Source organism: Bradyrhizobium diversitatis, assembly GCF_016031635.1.
GTDB classification, from domain to species: domain Bacteria; phylum Pseudomonadota; class Alphaproteobacteria; order Rhizobiales; family Xanthobacteraceae; genus Bradyrhizobium; species Bradyrhizobium diversitatis.
The window spans coordinates 220,483-236,850 of record NZ_JACEGD010000002.1; the positions used below are offsets into that span (position 1 = coordinate 220,483).

Genomic DNA, 16,368 nt, shown 5'->3' on the forward strand with positions numbered 1-16,368 from the left:
GAACTGCTGCGCGCAGCAAGGCCATGCTAGGTTCGGGGTGCGGCCGCCAGATGTGGAGATCGGAGGCGATCGACCAGGAAGCGCCGGGAGGAAATGCGATGGAATTTGTGTGGAGCGTGGTCACATTCGTCGGCCAGGCCGTCGAGGCGATTTTTGGCTATATCGAACATCACCATTGGATCTTCGCATTCCTTGCCGGCGGCTACGTCTTCTATCTCCACGACCGCTCCGTCCACGCGCGGTTCGATGCGCTCGACAAGCGCATCGACGAAATCCGCAGGCGGCTCGCCATCGAATATTGACCGGGTGAGAGGACGCCGTCCTCGGGCGGATCCCGTATCTCGCGCCGAGAGCTACGGTTGGAAAGGGGACGGCCTCACGCCTTTGCGAGCGTTGCGGCCCGTGATGCCGCCGCGAGAGGCCAGAGGGCGTCGTTAACCGGCCGTTAGGGTTAACATTCTATTGCTGGCGCGTTCGGCTCGATCAAGCGGTTCCAGAATCAAGGCCTCATGCGTCAACGGATCAGTCCTGCCCGGCTTCTTGCCTCGACGTCGCTGATCGCAGCGGTGGCCATGGGCCTCGGCGGTTGCACGGCCATGTCGAAACTCTCCGACGTGACGGGCTCGGTCGGCCCTCGGGCGGAGTCGGCTCCCGCCGACCGCGCGTCCACCGATCCGGCGCGGGCCGTCGACACCTATGGCCAGCGCTACCGCGCCAATCCCAGGGATGCCGACGCCGCACTCGCCTACGGACAGGCCTTGCGCGCCAACGGCCAGCGCGCCCAGGCCGCCGCCGTGCTCGAGCAGGCGACCATCGCCAATCCCGGCAACAAGGCGCTGCTCGCCCAGTACGGCCGCGCACTCGCCGACAACGGCAATTTTCAGCAGGCTTACGACGTCCTCTCGAAGGCGCACTCGCCCGACAATCCGGACTGGCGCCTGCTTTCGGTGCAGGGCACGGCGCTGGACCAGATGGGCCGTCATGAGGAGGCGCGATCCTACTACGCGAGCGCGCTCAAGATCGCACCGGGTGATCCCGGCGTGCTCTCCAATCTCGGCCTGTCCTACATGTTGTCGCGAGAGCTGCCGAAAGCCGAAGAGGCGCTGCGGCAGGCCTACGCCTCGCCGCGTGCGAGCGCGCGGGTGCGGCAGAACCTCGCTTTGGTCGTTGGTCTCCAGGGTCGCTTCGCGGAAGCGGAGACCATCGTGAAAGCGGACCTGCCGCCGGACCAGGCCGCCGCCAATGTCGCCTATCTCAAGGACATGCTCAGCCGCAACGACGCCCCGCACGGTGCACCGAAGCGGACGCCGGTTGCTTCGCTCAGCCAGCCCGACTGATCAGATCTGATCGCCCGATCTCAGCCTGAGCGACGAGCCGCGCGGTCCGCTCTCGCTCAGTGCAACTCGGTGACCTTGATGGCGGTCGGCCCGAGAATGACCACGAACAGCACCGGCAGGAAGAACAGGATCATCGGCACCGTCAGCTTCGGTGGCAGGGCGGCGGCCTTCTTCTCGGCCTCGCTCATGCGCATGTCGCGGTTCTCCTGCGCCATGACGCGCAGGGAGTGGCCGAGCGGGGTGCCGTAGCGCTCCGCCTGCTGAAGCGCGAGACACACCGACTTGACGCCCTCGAGCCCGGTGCGCCGTGCGAGGTTCTCGTAGGCGACCTTGCGATCCTGCAGATAGGACAGTTCGGCCGTGGTCAGGGTGAACTCCTCCGAGAGCGCGATCGACTGGCCCACGATTTCGGTCGCGACCTTCCGGAACGCCATCTCGACCGACATGCCGGATTCGATGCAGATCAGGAGCAGGTCGAGCGCGTCGGGAAATGCACGCTTGATCGAGAGCTGGCGCTTGGCGATCGCATTCCTGAGGAACAGCATCGGCGCCTGAAGGCCGAGATAGGCAGCGCCGATGCAGATGCCGATCTTGACCGGCAGCGCCTGTTCCATGCGCGCGATCACGAAGACGTAGAGGGCCGAGCCGATGAAGAGCACGATCGGGGCGACCATGCGGGCAAACAGGAAGGTGATGTAGGGCGCCTGGCCGCGGTAACCTGCCATGATGAGCTTGTCCCGCGCAGCTTCCTGCGCGAGCCATTTGGTCAGGTTGAAGTCCTCGACCACCTTGGAGACGAGCTGCTTGGGGGTCTGGCGCAGCGAGACTTTTTCGCTCTTGTGAAGACGCTCACGCTCGCGCTGCCGGATGCGCTCACGCTCGCTCGCCACCGCCTTCATGCGCTTGGAGAGGCCCTCGCCGGCGAACAACGGCATCACCAGCGTATACACGGTTGCGCTGGCGGCGACGGCCGCGAGCAGCATGGTCATGAAACGGACGTCGTGCAGTTTCGAGACGAGGAATTCGACCATACGGCACCGTCAGAAATCGAAGTTGATCATCTTCTTCATCACCATGATGCCGATCGACATCCAGACGACGCAGCCGACCAGCATCAGCTGGCCGGTAGGATGAGTCCAAAGCACGGAGATGTATTGCGGCGTCGTGAGATAGACGAGGAACATCACGATCGGCGGCAGCGAGCCGATGATGCCGGCCGAGGCCTTGGCTTCCATCGACATCGCCTGGATCTTCTCCCGCATCTTCTTGCGGTCGCGCAGCACCTTGGAGAGGTTGCCGAGCGCTTCGGAGAGGTTGCCGCCCGACTTCTGTTGGATCGACACCACGATGCCGAAGAAATTGGCCTCCGGCAGCGGCATGCGCTCGTAGAGCCGCGCGCAGGCCTCGCCGAGCGGCATGCCGATGGCCTGCGTCTCGATGATAGCCAGGAATTCGCTGCGCAGCGGCTCGGGAGAATCGGCGGCGACGACCTTGATCGATTCGAACAGCGGCAGGCCCGCCTTGATGCCGCGAACGATCACGTCGACCGCGTCGGGCAGCGCAGCCAGGAACTTGGCCTCGCGACGCTTCTTCAGGAAGCTGAGCGCCCAGCGCGGCAGGCCGAAGCCGCCGGCGAAGGCGAGCCCGGTGGCGCCGATCATGCCGCCGCCGCCGATCAGCGCGACTGCGAAGAACAAGCCCGCCACGACGGCGGACGCGATCCAGAATTTCTGCGGCGTCCAGTCAAGCCCCGCCTGCGACAGGCGGACGCTGAGCGGAGCACTCTTCTCCTGGGCGCGCCGCGCCTCGAGGTCCTTGAGCGTGGTCTCGACCTGCTCGCGGCGCGAGCGCTGGGTCTTCTCGGTCTGGCGGGCCGTCGGCGCCTCGGCGCGCGCGACCGATGCGCGGCGGCTTTCCGCCTTTCGCTCCCCGGACAGCAACGGATAGAGGAAGACCCAGGCGATGCCACCGACGGCTGCGGTGGCGAGGAAGGCGAGGGCGAGGACCTGCATGTTCATGGCGGTGCTGACCTGCTCACGTCTTCGGAGCGACTTCCGCTGCGTCGAGCGCAGCGGCAAGGCGCTTCTCCTCGCCGTAATAGCGGGCGCGTTCCCAGAACTTCGGACGGCCGATGCCGGTCGAGCGGTGCCGGCCGATGATCTTGCCGTTGGCGTCCTCTCCGACCATGTCGTAGAGGAAGATGTCCTGGGTGATGATGGTGTCACCTTCCATGCCCATCACCTCGGTGATGTGGGTGATGCGGCGTGAACCGTCGCGCAGGCGCGCGGCCTGGATGATGACGTCGATCGAGGCGCAGATCATCTCGCGGATGGTTCGCGAGGGCAGCGAGAAGCCGCCCATCGTGATCATGGATTCGCAGCGCGACAGCGCTTCGCGCGGGTTGTTGGCGTGCAGCGTGCCCATCGAGCCGTCATGGCCGGTGTTCATGGCCTGGAGCAGGTCGAACGCCTCGGGTCCGCGGACTTCGCCGACGATGATGCGTTCGGGCCGCATGCGCAGGCAGTTGCGCACCAGTTCGCGCATGGTGACCTGGCCCTCGCCCTCGATGTTGGGCGGACGGGTCTCCAGCCGCACCACGTGGGGCTGCTGTAGCTGGAGCTCGGCGGCGTCCTCGCAGGTGATGACGCGCTCGTCGTGCTCGATGTAGTTGGTCAGACAGTTGAGCAGCGTCGTCTTGCCCGAGCCTGTACCGCCGGAGATCAGCACGTTGCAGCGGACGCGACCGATGATCTGGAGGATCTCGGCGCCCTCCGGCGAGATGGCGCCGAACTTGACGAGCTGATCCAGCGTCAGCTTGTCCTTCTTGAACTTGCGGATGGTGAGCGTCGGGCCGTCGATCGACAGCGGCGGCACGATGGCGTTGACGCGAGAACCGTCGGCGAGGCGCGCGTCGCAGATCGGCGAGGATTCGTCGACGCGCCGGCCGACCTGGCTGACGATGCGCTGGCAGATATTGAGAAGCTGTTGGTTGTCGCGAAAGCGGATGCCGGTGCGCTGGATCTTGCCGCCGACCTCGATGTAGACGGTATTGGCACCATTGACCATGATGTCGGCGATGTCGTCACGCGACAACAGCGGTTCGAGCGGACCGTAGCCGAGGACGTCGTTGCAGATGTCGTCGAGCAGCTCTTCCTGCTCGGCGATCGACATCACGATGTTCTTGATCGCGATGATCTCGTTGACGATGTCGCGGATTTCCTCGCGCGCGGACTCCGAATCGAGCTTGGCGAGCTGGGCGAGGTCGATCGCCTCGATCAGTGCGCCGAAGATGGTCGCCTTGACCTCGTAGTAATTGTCCGAACGCCGGCTCTCCATGGCCGGAGGCGGCGCGACCTTGGCAGGGGCAAGCGGCGGCGAGGCGACGGCCGGCGGAGTTGGGGCGCGCGACATCGTCGGCGCCGGAGCCGGGGCAGGCTCGTGCGACACGGCGCCGGGCTTAGGCGCCCGAAAGTCGGTGTCTGTTCCGCTACGCTTACCGAACACTTAACAGCTCCATGCGGCGCTTATCTTCCCCGCAACTTCTCAATCAGAGGTGAAAGCAGGGACGACTTTTGTTTCTTGGTCTCGCTGCGGCCGGTCAGGCGTTGGGCGATCTGCAGGAACATCTCGATCGACTTGTGGTTGGCGGAGATCTCCGCGATCATCTGGCCGTTGTTGGCTGCCGAGCCGAAGATCTGCGGCTCGAACGGGATCGAGACGACCGGCTGGCTCTCGATCGCCTTGGCGAACTCCGTGGCGGCGATTTCGGGCCGTTTCGGTACGCCGACCTGGTTGAGGCAGTAGAGCGGCGGCCGGTCGTTGGGGCGTGCGGCCTTCAACAGATCGAACAGGTTCTTGGTATTACGCAGGTTGGCGAGGTCAGGCGCGGCCACGATCAGGATGTCGTCCGCTCCGATCAAGGCGCGCTTGGTCCAGCCCGCCCATTGATGCGGAACGTCGAGCACGATGCAGGGCATGGTGGAGCGCAGCGTGTCGAACACGGCGTCGAAAGCGTCGGTGCCGAAATCATAGACCCGGTCGAGCGTCGCAGGCGCCGCCAGCAGGCTGAGATGGTCGGTGCATTTCGACAGCAGTCGGTCGATGAAGGCAGTGTCGACGCGGTCGGGCGAGAACACGGCGTCGGCAATGCCCTGCGGCGGATCCTGGTTGTAGTCGAGCCCGGCGGTGCCGAAGGCGAGGTCGAGATCGGCGACGACGGCGTCCATCGCGAGGTCACGCGCGATCGCCCAGGCGACATTGTGGGAGATGGTGGAAGCCCCGACGCCACCCTTGGCGCCGACCACGGCGATGATGCGGCCGACCGCCTTGGCTTCCGGCGCCGAGAACAGGTTGCAGATCGAGCGTACGACGTCGATCGCGCCGACCGGCGCGAGCACGTAGTCGCTGACGCCGCGGCGAACCAGCTCGCGATAGAGCGTGACGTCGTTGATGCGGCCGATCACGACCACGCGGGTGCCGGCGTCGCAGACGGTGGCGAGCTGGTCGAGCCCGCTCAACAGATCGCTGCGGCCGTCGCTCTCGAGCACGATCACGTTCGGCGTGGGAGCCGAGCGATAGGCTTCGATCGCGGCCGCCATGCCGCCCATCTGGATCTTCAGGTGGGCCTTGCCGAGACGGCGATCCTCGCCGGCCGCCTGTACCGCGGCGGCAGTCTCAACGGTTTCGCAGAAGGCCTGGACCGAGACGCGCGGCGCAGGCGCAATATGCTCCTCCATCGGCGGAGGAGCGGCTTGCTGCTGCTCTTCTTGTGTCTGGCGCGCGTAGCTGATCATCTGCCGGTTTCGCTGAGTTTGGCCTTGTCGGCCTCGGGATAGGTCGTCGCCGTCGAGAGCCCTTTGCGATATTTCTCGAGACCGGTGATGCGCCGTGGCGTGTATGACGGAGTTTCGGGCCGCGGCTGCTCCAGATCCGATGGATTGTCGACCATGGCCGCGAGGTTGCGCTGATAGGCGCAACCATAATTGTAGTAGTCCTTGTTCTCGAACCAGCGCTTGTTCTTCATCGAGGGGCCGATGTCCTCAGGCCACAGGCCGCAGGGACCGGCGATCGCGGCGATCCTGGAATAGGTGAGCCGGATCGGCGGCAGGAAGCGCTTGTCCTCCGGCCGGTAGGGGTGAACGCTGACGCCGCGCGGCGGAATGCCAGCCGCCGCCAGCATCGCCTGGATCTCTCGCATCGTATCCGCGATCGGACGAGCGTTGGGCGTCTGGGACGGTACGTCGATGCGAATGGCGCCGGTGCCTTCGTGCAACCATGCCGATGCGACCCCCATCACGTCGGCGCGCTGGGCGGCGGTCAGTCCGCCGCGGGCATGGCCGACGAAGACGACGATCGAGCGATTTTGCTCCTCGATTGCGATCGGATGGCGCTGCTTGTAATCGTCGGGAATGGAGGCCGTGGCGACCTCGTCGTGCTGGCAGCCGCCGAGCGCGAGCGCCATGCCGACGAGCGCGCCACCGAGGCGGATGGCGCGTCTGCGAAGCTGGGGTGGTCTCGTGATCATCGTGAAGTCCCCGTTCCGCCTCAGTCGGTGATGAAGCCGTAGGTGCCGCGGTAGCTCTTGCCCGGCTCGGCCCGTCCGGGCACGCCGTAGAGCCGGTTGATATTGCCGATCAGCTGGGCCTGCGGATCCGCAGGCGGAGCGAAGCCGTCATCCGGCCGCGACAGGTCCTTCGGCGCCACCGCGCGAACGACATAGGGCGTCACGATCACGACCAGTTCGGTCGTGTTGTTGACGAAGTCGCGGCTGCGGAACAGCGTTCCCAGGATCGGGAGTTGCATCAGTCCCGGCAATCCGCTGATCGCCTGCTTGGTCTGCTGCTGGATCAGGCCGGCCATCGCCATCGCGCCGCCGGACGGAATTTCCAGCGAGGTCTCCGCGCGGCGGGTCCTGATCGAGGGCACCGTCAGCGAGTTCACCGTGGTCGATGTCACCGCCTGCGACAGCGTGATCGAATTCTCGTTCGACAGCTCCGAGACTTCCGTCATCACCCGCAGGCTGATTTTTCCTTCACTCAGCACCACGGGCGTGAAGTTCAGCGAGATGCCGAACTTCTTGAAGTTGATCTGCGTTGTACAGACGTGAGTGACGGGATCGCATGCATAGCCTGACGGCACCGGGAATTCACCGCCGGCGACGAACGTCGCCGATTCACCGGAGATTGCGGTCAGGTTCGGTTCGGCCAGCGTGCGGATCACGCCAGCGGTTTCCATCGCACGCAGGGTGGCCTGCACGGATGGCGTCGCGCCGAACTTCGTGGTCAGGTTGTTGCCGTCCACGAGGTTCTTGCCGAGAGCCGTGAACGGATTGGAGTTGGAGAAGCTCACCACCGACGTGCCGTAGTTGAGGTTGGCGGTCAGGTCGATGCCGAGCTGCTTGATGATGCTGCGCTGGACCTCGGCCACCGTCACCTTGAGCATGATCTGGTCGCGGCCGCGCACCACGATCGAGTTCACCACCTTGTCGGCGCCGCCGGCCAGGCGCGCGGCGAGCTCGTTGGCCTGCTGAGCTTCCATCGGGTTGGCAGCCGTTCCGGTCAGGACGATGCCGTCGCCGAGGCCATCGATCTGGATGTCTGAATTGGGCAGCATCTGCTTCAGCGCGGCCCGCACGCCGTTGAGATCACGCTTCACCGCGATGTCATAGGCCGCTATCTGCTGACCGGCCGAATCGAAGAACACGATGTTGGTCTGGCCCACCGCGGCGCCGATGATATAGGCGCGCTGCGCCGAGCGAACCACCGCATTGGCGATCTTGGGATCGGCGACCAGCACGTCCTTGATGTCGCGCGGCAGGTCGATCACGATGGACTTGCCGATGCCGAGCGAGAGGAAGCGCGCGTTGATCTGGCCGTCCGCCGCGGCCGGCGCCACGGGGCGGTAGTCGGCAGCGATCACCGGGTTGAACGCCAGCGCGAAGGCTGCCGAAAACGACAGGGCGCGGACCAGTGAGGTTCGTATCGTGGCCGAATCCGCCCTGCATTTCATATCGACTGTCTTCATCGTACCTTAGCCGTCTGACTTGGAATGCCGTAGCGAATGATCGAAACGCCGTCTCGCTTCTGCGCGGAGTCGTCGAGCGTGATTTCGCTCAGCTTGACGTCGGCGATACTGCGCAGCGCCAGCGACAGCGTGCCGCTCTGCCGCGCCGCGGAGAGTGTTGCGGTCTGCGCTGGATTGAGCTCGAGGGTGACGGTCTTGCCGATCACCGCGTTCTGGCCGTCCTTCTCCTTGGGCGCCTGGTCGATGGCCAGGACGCGGATATTCGCCAGGATGATCTCGGACGTGACGAGGTCGGGGGCGCCGCTGCTCTCGTCCGGGTTCTTCAACCGGCGCGTGAGAAGCACGTCGACGCGATCGTTGGGCAGGATGAAGCCGCCCGCGCCGGTCTCCGGCGAGATCTCGGTCGAGATCGCCCGCATGCCGGTGGGCAGGATCGCCGCCATGAAGCCGGAGCCTTCGGCATTGACCAGCTTCTGGTCGCGGATCGGCTCACCCTGAATGAAGGGCGCGCGCGCGATCGAGCCGGCCACCTGGGTCGCGCCGTCGGGACGCTCGTTGCGTCGGATGAAGGTGGCGCTAGCGGTCGCGGTCGGCCAGGTCTGCCATTGCACGTCTTCCGGCTTCACGGTCTGGCCGAGGCCGATGTCGTTCTTGGCGACGAGGACGTCGACGGTCGGCAGTTGCGCGACCGGAAGCGGAGGCGGCGCAGAATTGTCGGTGCCGCTCGCCAGGTACGCGGCGACGCCGCCGGCGCAGATGGCGACCGTCAGGACGACAATGCGTGCCCTATTCATACGCTTCACTTTCCAACAATACGCCGCGACGCTGCCGCCGCCGTGATCGGCAGTTGACCAGCTATTCGTCAAAGCATGGTTAATGAGGCGTATCTAAATCGCCTTAACGCCGGGTTACCCAGTGCGTTCAGCGCAGTGCGAGGTGAGTGAGGTCGATCGCCTTCACCCATTCGGTCTCCGGGTAGACCATCAACGCGCTCAAGGCGAGCGCGATGCCGTAGGGAATGCCGCTCTCCTTGGCGTGCAGCCGTGCGAGCCAGGCCTGACCCGCCAGCCCGTAGGGCAGCGGCCATTGCCGGAACTGGAGCAGGAGCAGCGTCAGCGCGCCGCCGAACAGGGAGGCGTAGAGCAGGAAGTTCATCAGCTGCGCGAAGCCGAACCAGAGCGCGACGGAAGCCGCGACCTTGGCGTCGCCGCCGCCCACCCAGCCCATCGCGAAGCAGGTGAAGGCCACGACTAGGACGAGCGCTCCGGCGCCGACATGACTCATGATTTCGTAAGGTGCCATGCCACCAGCAAGGGCGAGCACGAAGAAGCCTGCGACAAGCGCCAGCGACACGCGGTTCGAGATCGTCATCGTGAAGAGATCGCTCGCGGCAGCGAATGCCATCAGGGCCGGGAAGAGCAGAAGGCGCGCAAGGTCGAGGATCATGGGCTGCGTCTTGAGGCCTGGGTTGGCCGCGGGAGCTGGCGTCGCCGGATGCTAGCGCGTAGTGCTAAACAAACCGACAACGGCGACAGGGGCGTGCGGCCAAGGCCGCCGAATGCGTTTTCACCAGAAGCTGGCAATGCGTGCGGCGAGCGCGACCGTCGCAAGCAGCAGCGCAAGGCAGATCCAATAGGCCGGCGAGCCGGCTTGAGCCGCCCCCACCTCTTTCGCCGCGACCGCGGCATCGGTTCTGAACTTATACAACGCCACTGGAACTTGCCGTCTTCAGAAAAGCAAAGGCCCCGGAGGCCCGGGGCGTTTGTCGTCGGTCGTCGGTTGCCTACTTCAGCGACGTGCTGATCGAGGTGAACTTGCCGTTCAGCGCGGTGCCGAGATTGTTGACGACGGTGATGATGGCCAGCGCGATGCCGGCGGCGATCAGACCGTATTCGATGGCGGTGGCGCCGGATTCATCCTTCGCGAAACGCGCGATCAAGTTCTTCATGAACAAACTCCGTCTGGGTGAAATCGCCTCTTTCGGCGCTGTCTGCGGCGAAGACCATGAGAGCCGAGCTCTTTCGGTAAAGTTAAATCGATCGCATAAACCAAGGTCCGGCGCGAAGCTTTCGCGCAGAGTGAATTTCGCCTTAAGACGGCAGCCGCGATGCATTCCGGTTCCCGGTGCATCGGCAGCGCGGTGCCTGCTTCACGCTCCCTTAAATTTCGCGGAGTACGCCTAGGCAGGACTGGAATTCGCAAGAGAGGCGACGATGTCGAGCCTGCCCATGCAAGTCGCCCTGATGCTCGGCGAGACCATCGTCAAGGTGATCCCCGTCACCTTCGTACTCGCGGCCGTCTTCACCGTGCTGGAGCATTTCTGGGCCTGCAATCCCGGCGCGCCGTGGTGGCGCAAGCGGGAGATCATCACCGACATCTGCTACTGGTTCTTCGTCCCGGTGTTCGCCCGCACCATGCGGATCGGGCTTCTGATCGTCGGCGCCAGCGTCGTCTTCAACATCCACGACGCCGACGAGCTCATTGCTTTCTACGACAATGGCCATGGTCCGCTGTCGCAGCTGCCGCTGTGGGTCCAGGCCCTGCTGTTCCTGGTGCTGTCCGATTTCATGCTGTACTGGCTGCACCGGCTTTTCCACGACGGCGGCTTCTGGAAGTACCACGCCGTCCATCATTCGTCGGAGGAGATCGGCTGGATCTCCGCGGCCCGCTTCCATCCCGTCAATCTCTTGCTCGGGACGATCAGCGTCGACGTCGTGCTGCTGATGGCCGGTATCTCCCCCAACGTCATGATCTGGGTCGGCCCGTTCACCACCTTCCATTCGGCCTTCGTGCACGCCAACCTGAACTGGACCTTCGGACCGTTCAAATACGTGCTGGCGACGCCGGTATTCCACCGTTGGCACCACACCTCGCTCGAAGAGGGCGGCGACACCAATTTCGCGGGGACGTTTCCGATCTGGGACGTGCTGTTCGGCACCTTCCGCATGCCGGAGGGGAAGCTGCCTCAGGACTACGGCAAGGACGAAGCGACCATGCCGAAGGAGATCTGGGGCCAACTCTCCTATCCGTTCAAACAATAGCCGGCGAGTTTGCGGAACGTTCATGAATTAAAGGCAGGTTGGCCGGGTCGGGCGCCGGCTCCGCTGTTGTCTGGTCGCTTCTGCCGGTTTGTGACGTCCCGGGGGTAAGAGTATGCGTAAGGAATTGCTGCGCCGTCATGCGCGGGTGTGTCTTCTGGTTGCCGCTGCGGTTCTGGCATGGCCGGCCCTCGGCCTTGCCGAGTCCACCGCCGACACGATCGCCGTCAATGTCGATCAGGCCAAGCTGGTACGGCTGCCCGGCAAGGTGGCAACCATCGTGGTCGGCAATCCCCTGATCGCCGACGTCACGCTCCAGCCGGGCGGCATGATCGTCGTGACCGGAAAAGGCTATGGTGCCACCAACTTCATCGCGCTCGACCGGGGCGGCGAGATCCTGGTCGACCGCCAGATCCAGGTTGAAGGTCCGAGCGACCGGCTCGTCACCGTCTATCGTGGGATCGAGCGCGAGTCCTACAGCTGCGTACCGCTTTGCCAGCGTCGCGTGACGCTCGGCGACAGCGACGCCTACTTCAACAACACGATGAGCCAGGCTGGTTCGCTGAGCAGCAGTGCCAGCGGCAGCACCAAACCCAACTAAGGCGCGATGCGATCAGGATGAATGGTCGGCGCGCTCTAGGTTATTGTTCGAGCATGTTCTTCTCGGGAAAGCGCTGCACACTTTTCCGGATCATGTCGTAGAATAAAAAAGGCCGTGCGCGACGCACGGCCTTCTTGTTTCCTCGGTCGGGCCAAGAGCCCGGTGGGCTCAGCCCGCGGCGCGGAGGTTGTCCGCCGCCGACTTGCCAGAGCGGCGGTCGGCCACGATCTCGTAGGAGATCTTCTGGCCTTCGCGCAGCGAGCCGAGACCGGCGCGCTCCACGGCGCTGATGTGAACGAACACATCCTGGCCGCCGTCGTCGGGCTGGATGAATCCGAAGCCCTTGGTCGCGTTAAACCACTTCACGGTTCCCATGCTCATGGGTAGTTCCTTCTCAGATACACAATGTCGGAGCCCGCTCGCGCGGGCAGGTTTAGATCGAATTTCTGGAAGGGTCGTCAGGGTGTCTGAACCGGCTGTACCGGTGGATGCCAATGTCGTCCGGCCGAAAATCGATTAATTCATTTTATCAGAAACAGGGATTCGAGACAATCGCGACGCGCACGATTTTTTGATCCGCCGTGCTGCCAACGGCGGATCAAGATCCAAGTCGGGGTTTTATCTCGCGCGTGCGCGCCCTAGCCGATCAGCGGCGGCGGAACTGGCCGCCGCGCTGGCCGGGACGGGGCGGTCCGCCCGCCGTGCTGGGACGTTCGTCCTTGTGGCGGAAAATGAGCCGGCCCTTCTCCAGGTCGTACGGCGACATCTCCACCGTCACTCGGTCGCCCGCGAGCGTCTTGATGCGGTTCTTCTTCATCTTGCCGGCGGTATAGGCAACGATCTCGTGTCCGGCGTCGAGTTGCACGCGGTAACGGGCGTCGGGGAGGATTTCGGTGACCAGTCCTTCGAACTGGATCAGCTCTTCCTTAGCCATGAATTTCTCCAGGTCGTGGACGGCTAGTGCGAATAGGGTTTGCGGTTCGGTTGGCTGTTTGGCCGACTCTCGCGGCGCAAAAAGGCAACGCCTTGTATCCCATCAGGCGTCCCGGCGCTATGCGCGGAACGTTGTTCCGGACGGTCGACAGGCGATGAATGCATCTTACCACCGGAGCGGCGGCGCCGAGACCCCTTCGAAGCATTCGGGCCATTGCCGGGTCGTCCGTCAGCATGCCTCGCCTCGGCGTGCCGTCCTTCACCGTGCCTTCCGTCACTTTGCTTGCCGGCACCATGGTGACGCCCGTCGGCATGTCTTTCGTCAGCACGCCGCCCGTCACCGTGCCGCGTCCCTTGCGGGCGTTGGCCTGGGCGGCCACCCGGCCGGCCCTGCCGTTGCTGCGACGGGGCGGGGCCGGCATCGCGGCGCCCGGCGTCGGTGCGGTGGTCCTCGCGCGGCAGCGCGACGCGGATTAGCCGTTCGATGTCGCGGAGATAGCTGAGCTCCTCGCCCCCTGCGACCAGCGAGATCGCGGTGCCGTCGGCGCCGGCGCGCGCGGTGCGGCCGATGCGGTGGACGTAGGTCTCGGGGACGTTGGGCAGGTCGAAATTGATCACGTGGGTGATGCCGTCGACGTCGATGCCGCGGGCGGCGATGTCGGTCGCCACCAGGGTGCGGATCTCGCCGGAGCGGAACTGGGCGAGCGTCCGCTCGCGATGGTTCTGGGACTTGTTCCCGTGGATGGCGCTGGCGGCAATGCCGGCCTTTTCAAGGGTCTTCACGACCTTGTCGGCGCCGTGCTTGGTGCGGGTGAACACCAGTGCGCGGTTGATCGGCTCGTCCTTCAGGAGCTTGGTCAGGAAGGCGGGCTTGGAAGAGAAGTCGACCTGGATGATGCGCTGGTTGATCCGCTCGGCGGTCGAGGAGACCGGGGTCACCGCGACGCGGGCCGGATCGCGCAGCATGGCGTCGGCGAGCTCGGCGATGTCCTTGGGCATGGTGGCCGAGAAGAACAGCGTCTGCCGCTTGATCGGCAGCTTGGCGACGATTTTGCGGATGTCGTTGATGAACCCCATGTCGAGCATGCGGTCCGCTTCGTCGAGCACGAGGAACTCGACGCTTCCAAGCTTCAGCCCGTTGCTCTGCACGAGGTCGAGCAGGCGGCCTGGAGTGGCAACCAGAACGTCGACGCCCTGCATCAGGGCGCGGACCTGACGGCCCATCGGCACGCCGCCGATGGCGAGGGTCGACGCCAGCCGCAGGTGACGGCCATAGGCGTTGAAGCTGTCCAGGATCTGGCCGGACAGCTCGCGGGTCGGAGAGAGCACGAGGACGCGGCAGGTCTTGGGCTGCGGCTTGATGCGGTTCTCGAGCAACCGGTGGAGGATCGGAAGCGCGAAGGACGCGGTCTTGCCGGTTCCGGTCTGGGCGATACCGACGACGTCGCGGCCGGTCAGCGCCAGCGGGATGGTCTGGGCCTGGATCGGGGTGGGGGTGACGTAATTCTCTTCACGAAGAGCGCGCGCGATGGGTTCGGCGAGGCCGAAATCCTGAAACGAAGTCAAAAGAGGGGTTCTTTCCATGTCAAAAGCGAGCGCCCGGCGCATTCGGCGCGGCGCGCGCAAAAAGGTGTCGAGAAGACACCTGCGTGTTTGGGGTGTCGGATGGGCTTGGGAGATGTGGGGCAAGCCAGACGCCCGTATGGGCTTAAGAACACGCGGCTCGCTATGACCTCTTGATTCGCAAGAGGTCTCGGGTGGTCATATGGAACATTGAAGGGGCGCTTTCAAGGCAGGCGCGCCTGAAATAGCGATTGCGGTGCAAAAATAGTGATGCCGGAAATTTAGCCAGAACTGGCGATTTGCCCATAAAATAAACTGCATGCCGCTTTCGCACACATTTCGGACGCCTAGAATTTAGTCAGTCTGACTATGGCCAAACTTCGATTTCGGCCGATTCTATAAGCGACATCAAAGCGTTGATGGGTGCTCAGCCCATGGCATGGTTCTTGCGATTCCGTTAATCGCAGGCGGCCGTGGGGCCGTTTCGCAGCATTTTCACGTCTGCGTCAGGGAGATGAGACACTCATGTTTAGCAAATCCACTCACGATATAGCGGCTTCATTTAGCCGCCGTGGCGTGCTCGCCGCGACCGCCGGACTGGTGCTTGGTCTGGCTTCATTGACTGGCGCGAAGGCCGCGGACGACACCATCAAGGTCGGCGTGCTCCACTCCCTGTCCGGCACCATGGCGATCAGCGAAACCACGCTGAAGGATACCATCCTCTTCCTGATCGATGAGCAGAACAAGAAGGGCGGCGTGCTCGGCAAGAAGCTGGAAGCCGTCGTCGTCGACCCCGCTTCGAACTGGCCGCTGTTCGCCGAAAAGGCGCGCGAGCTGATCACCAAGGACAAGGTCTCGGTCGTGTTCGGCTGCTGGACCTCGGTGTCACGCAAGTCGGTGCTGCCGGTCTTCAAGGAGCTGAACAACATCCTGTTCTACCCCGTGCAGTACGAGGGTGAGGAGAGCGAGCGCAACGTGTTCTACACGGGTGCGGCACCGAACCAGCAGGCGATCCCGGCCGTCGACTATCTGATGAAGGAAGAGAAGGTGAAGCGCTGGGTGCTCGCGGGCACCGACTACGTTTATCCGCGCACGACCAACAAGATCCTGGAAGCCTATCTGAAGTCGAAGGGTGTCGCCCAGGAAGACATCATGATCAACTACACGCCGTTCGGTCACTCCGACTGGCAGACGATCGTGGCCGACATCAAAAAGTTCGGCTCGGCCGGCAAGAAGACCGCGGTGGTCTCGACCATCAATGGTGACGCCAACGTTCCCTTCTACAAGGAGCTCGGCAACCAGGGCATCAAGGCAAAGGACATCCCGGTCGTCGCGTTCTCCGTGGGTGAGGAAGAGCTCGCCGGCATCGACACCAAACCGCTGGTCGGTCATCTCGCTGCCTGGAACTACTTCGAGTCGATCAAGACCAAGGACGGGTCGAACGAGAAGTTCATCAAGGACTGGCAGGCCTACACCAAGAACCCCAAGCGCGTGACCAACGACCCGATGGAAGCGCACGTGATCGGCTTCAACATGTGGGTAAAGGCGGTCGAGAAGGTGAAGTCGACCGATCCGGACAAGGTGATCGACGCGCTTCCCGGCATCGAGGCGCCGAACCTGACCGGCGGCGTGTCGAAGATGCTGCCGAACCACCACATCACTAAGCCGGTGTTCATCGGCGAGATCAAGGCGAACGGCCAGTTCGACGTGGTCTGGAAGACGCCGGGCCTCGTCGCGGGCGATGCCTGGTCGAAGGAGCTGGAAGGCTCCAAGGACCTGATCGGCGACTGGGTCGGCAAGAAGTGCGGCAACTTCAACACCAAGACCAACAAGTGTCTCGGTTCGGGCTCCTGATCCGGATCTGACGTCCATT

General features: G+C 64.1%; 18 protein-coding genes. 5 read left to right on the forward strand and 13 right to left on the reverse strand.

The window, feature by feature from the left end; genetic code table 11:
• Positions 1-98 precede the first annotated feature (98 nt).
• Together H1B27_RS02465 and H1B27_RS02470 are read left to right on the forward strand one after the other, a co-directional pair.
• Complete coding sequence (locus H1B27_RS02465) at positions 99-302, forward strand: hypothetical protein (protein ID WP_028177287.1); 204 nt, start codon at positions 99-101, stop codon at positions 300-302.
• A gap of 207 nt (positions 303-509) precedes the next feature.
• Complete coding sequence (locus tag H1B27_RS02470; RefSeq protein WP_197964878.1) at positions 510-1,337, forward strand: tetratricopeptide repeat protein; 828 nt, start codon at positions 510-512, stop codon at positions 1,335-1,337.
• Positions 1,338-1,393: 56 nt separating this feature from the next.
• Here the strand turns inward: H1B27_RS02470 and H1B27_RS02475 are convergent, their stop codons facing one another.
• From H1B27_RS02475 to H1B27_RS02520, 10 genes are all read right to left on the reverse strand, one after another.
• Complete coding sequence (locus tag H1B27_RS02475) at positions 1,394-2,368, reverse strand: type II secretion system F family protein (protein WP_061880986.1); 975 nt, start codon at positions 2,366-2,368, stop codon at positions 1,394-1,396.
• Positions 2,369-2,377: 9 nt separating this feature from the next.
• Positions 2,378-3,355 carry a type II secretion system F family protein gene (locus tag H1B27_RS02480; protein WP_197964879.1) on the reverse strand — a complete coding sequence of 326 codons (978 nt, stop codon included), beginning with the start codon at positions 3,353-3,355 and terminating at the stop codon, positions 2,378-2,380.
• A 16-nt stretch (positions 3,356-3,371) separates the two neighbouring features.
• A complete protein-coding gene (locus H1B27_RS02485) occupies positions 3,372-4,841 on the reverse strand; it encodes a TadA family conjugal transfer-associated ATPase (protein ID WP_061880985.1) in 1,470 nt (489 codons plus the stop codon).
• 20 nt (positions 4,842-4,861) lie between these two features.
• Positions 4,862-6,130 (reverse strand): CpaE/TadZ family protein, encoded by a 1,269-nt coding sequence (locus tag H1B27_RS02490; protein WP_061880984.1) that lies wholly within the window; start codon positions 6,128-6,130, stop codon positions 4,862-4,864.
• A complete protein-coding gene (locus H1B27_RS02495) occupies positions 6,127-6,861 on the reverse strand; it encodes a CpaD family pilus assembly protein (RefSeq protein WP_061880983.1) in 735 nt (244 codons plus the stop codon). Before H1B27_RS02495 ends, H1B27_RS02490 begins: the two co-directional genes overlap by 4 nt.
• Positions 6,862-6,881: 20 nt before the next feature.
• Positions 6,882-8,345: a type II and III secretion system protein family protein gene (locus tag H1B27_RS02500; protein WP_197964945.1), complete on the reverse strand. Its 1,464-nt coding sequence runs from the start codon at positions 8,343-8,345 to the stop codon at positions 6,882-6,884.
• Positions 8,346-8,356: 11 nt separating this feature from the next.
• Positions 8,357-9,154, reverse strand: a complete 798-nt coding sequence (gene cpaB / locus H1B27_RS02505) for a Flp pilus assembly protein CpaB (RefSeq protein ID WP_197964880.1) — start codon at positions 9,152-9,154, stop codon at positions 8,357-8,359.
• Positions 9,155-9,281: 127 nt separating this feature from the next.
• Complete coding sequence (locus tag H1B27_RS02510; protein ID WP_028177278.1) at positions 9,282-9,806, reverse strand: A24 family peptidase; 525 nt, start codon at positions 9,804-9,806, stop codon at positions 9,282-9,284.
• 120 nt (positions 9,807-9,926) lie between these two features.
• Entirely contained in the window at positions 9,927-10,073 is a 147-nt protein-coding gene (locus tag H1B27_RS02515) for a hypothetical protein (RefSeq protein WP_193374332.1), read from the reverse strand.
• Positions 10,074-10,143: 70 nt separating this feature from the next.
• Complete coding sequence (locus H1B27_RS02520) at positions 10,144-10,308, reverse strand: Flp family type IVb pilin (RefSeq protein WP_028177277.1); 165 nt, start codon at positions 10,306-10,308, stop codon at positions 10,144-10,146.
• A 265-nt stretch (positions 10,309-10,573) separates the two neighbouring features.
• Between H1B27_RS02520 and H1B27_RS02525 the strand changes: the two genes are divergently transcribed.
• Positions 10,574-11,401: a sterol desaturase family protein gene (locus tag H1B27_RS02525; RefSeq protein WP_061880980.1), complete on the forward strand. Its 828-nt coding sequence runs from the start codon at positions 10,574-10,576 to the stop codon at positions 11,399-11,401.
• A gap of 112 nt (positions 11,402-11,513) precedes the next feature.
• Positions 11,514-11,999: a pilus assembly protein N-terminal domain-containing protein gene (locus H1B27_RS02530; RefSeq protein WP_197964881.1), complete on the forward strand. Its 486-nt coding sequence runs from the start codon at positions 11,514-11,516 to the stop codon at positions 11,997-11,999.
• Positions 12,000-12,167: 168 nt separating this feature from the next.
• Here H1B27_RS02530 and H1B27_RS02535 read toward each other — a convergent pair whose 3' ends face one another.
• The 3 genes from H1B27_RS02535 to H1B27_RS02545 all read right to left on the reverse strand — a co-directional run bounded on the left by H1B27_RS02535 (position 12,168) and on the right by H1B27_RS02545 (position 14,540).
• On the reverse strand, positions 12,168-12,380 hold the full coding sequence (locus tag H1B27_RS02535) for a cold-shock protein (protein ID WP_014439634.1): 213 nt from the start codon (positions 12,378-12,380) through the stop codon (positions 12,168-12,170).
• Positions 12,381-12,645: 265 nt separating this feature from the next.
• Positions 12,646-12,933, reverse strand: a complete 288-nt coding sequence (gene infA / locus H1B27_RS02540) for a translation initiation factor IF-1 (RefSeq protein ID WP_024340539.1) — start codon at positions 12,931-12,933, stop codon at positions 12,646-12,648.
• Between the two features lie 23 nt (positions 12,934-12,956).
• On the reverse strand, positions 12,957-14,540 hold the full coding sequence (locus tag H1B27_RS02545; RefSeq protein ID WP_197964882.1) for a DEAD/DEAH box helicase: 1,584 nt from the start codon (positions 14,538-14,540) through the stop codon (positions 12,957-12,959).
• A 480-nt stretch (positions 14,541-15,020) separates the two neighbouring features.
• Between H1B27_RS02545 and urtA the strand changes: the two genes are divergently transcribed.
• Positions 15,021-16,349 (forward strand): urea ABC transporter substrate-binding protein, encoded by a 1,329-nt coding sequence (gene urtA, locus H1B27_RS02550; protein WP_028177273.1) that lies wholly within the window; start codon positions 15,021-15,023, stop codon positions 16,347-16,349.
• Positions 16,350-16,368: the final 19 nt, after the last annotated feature.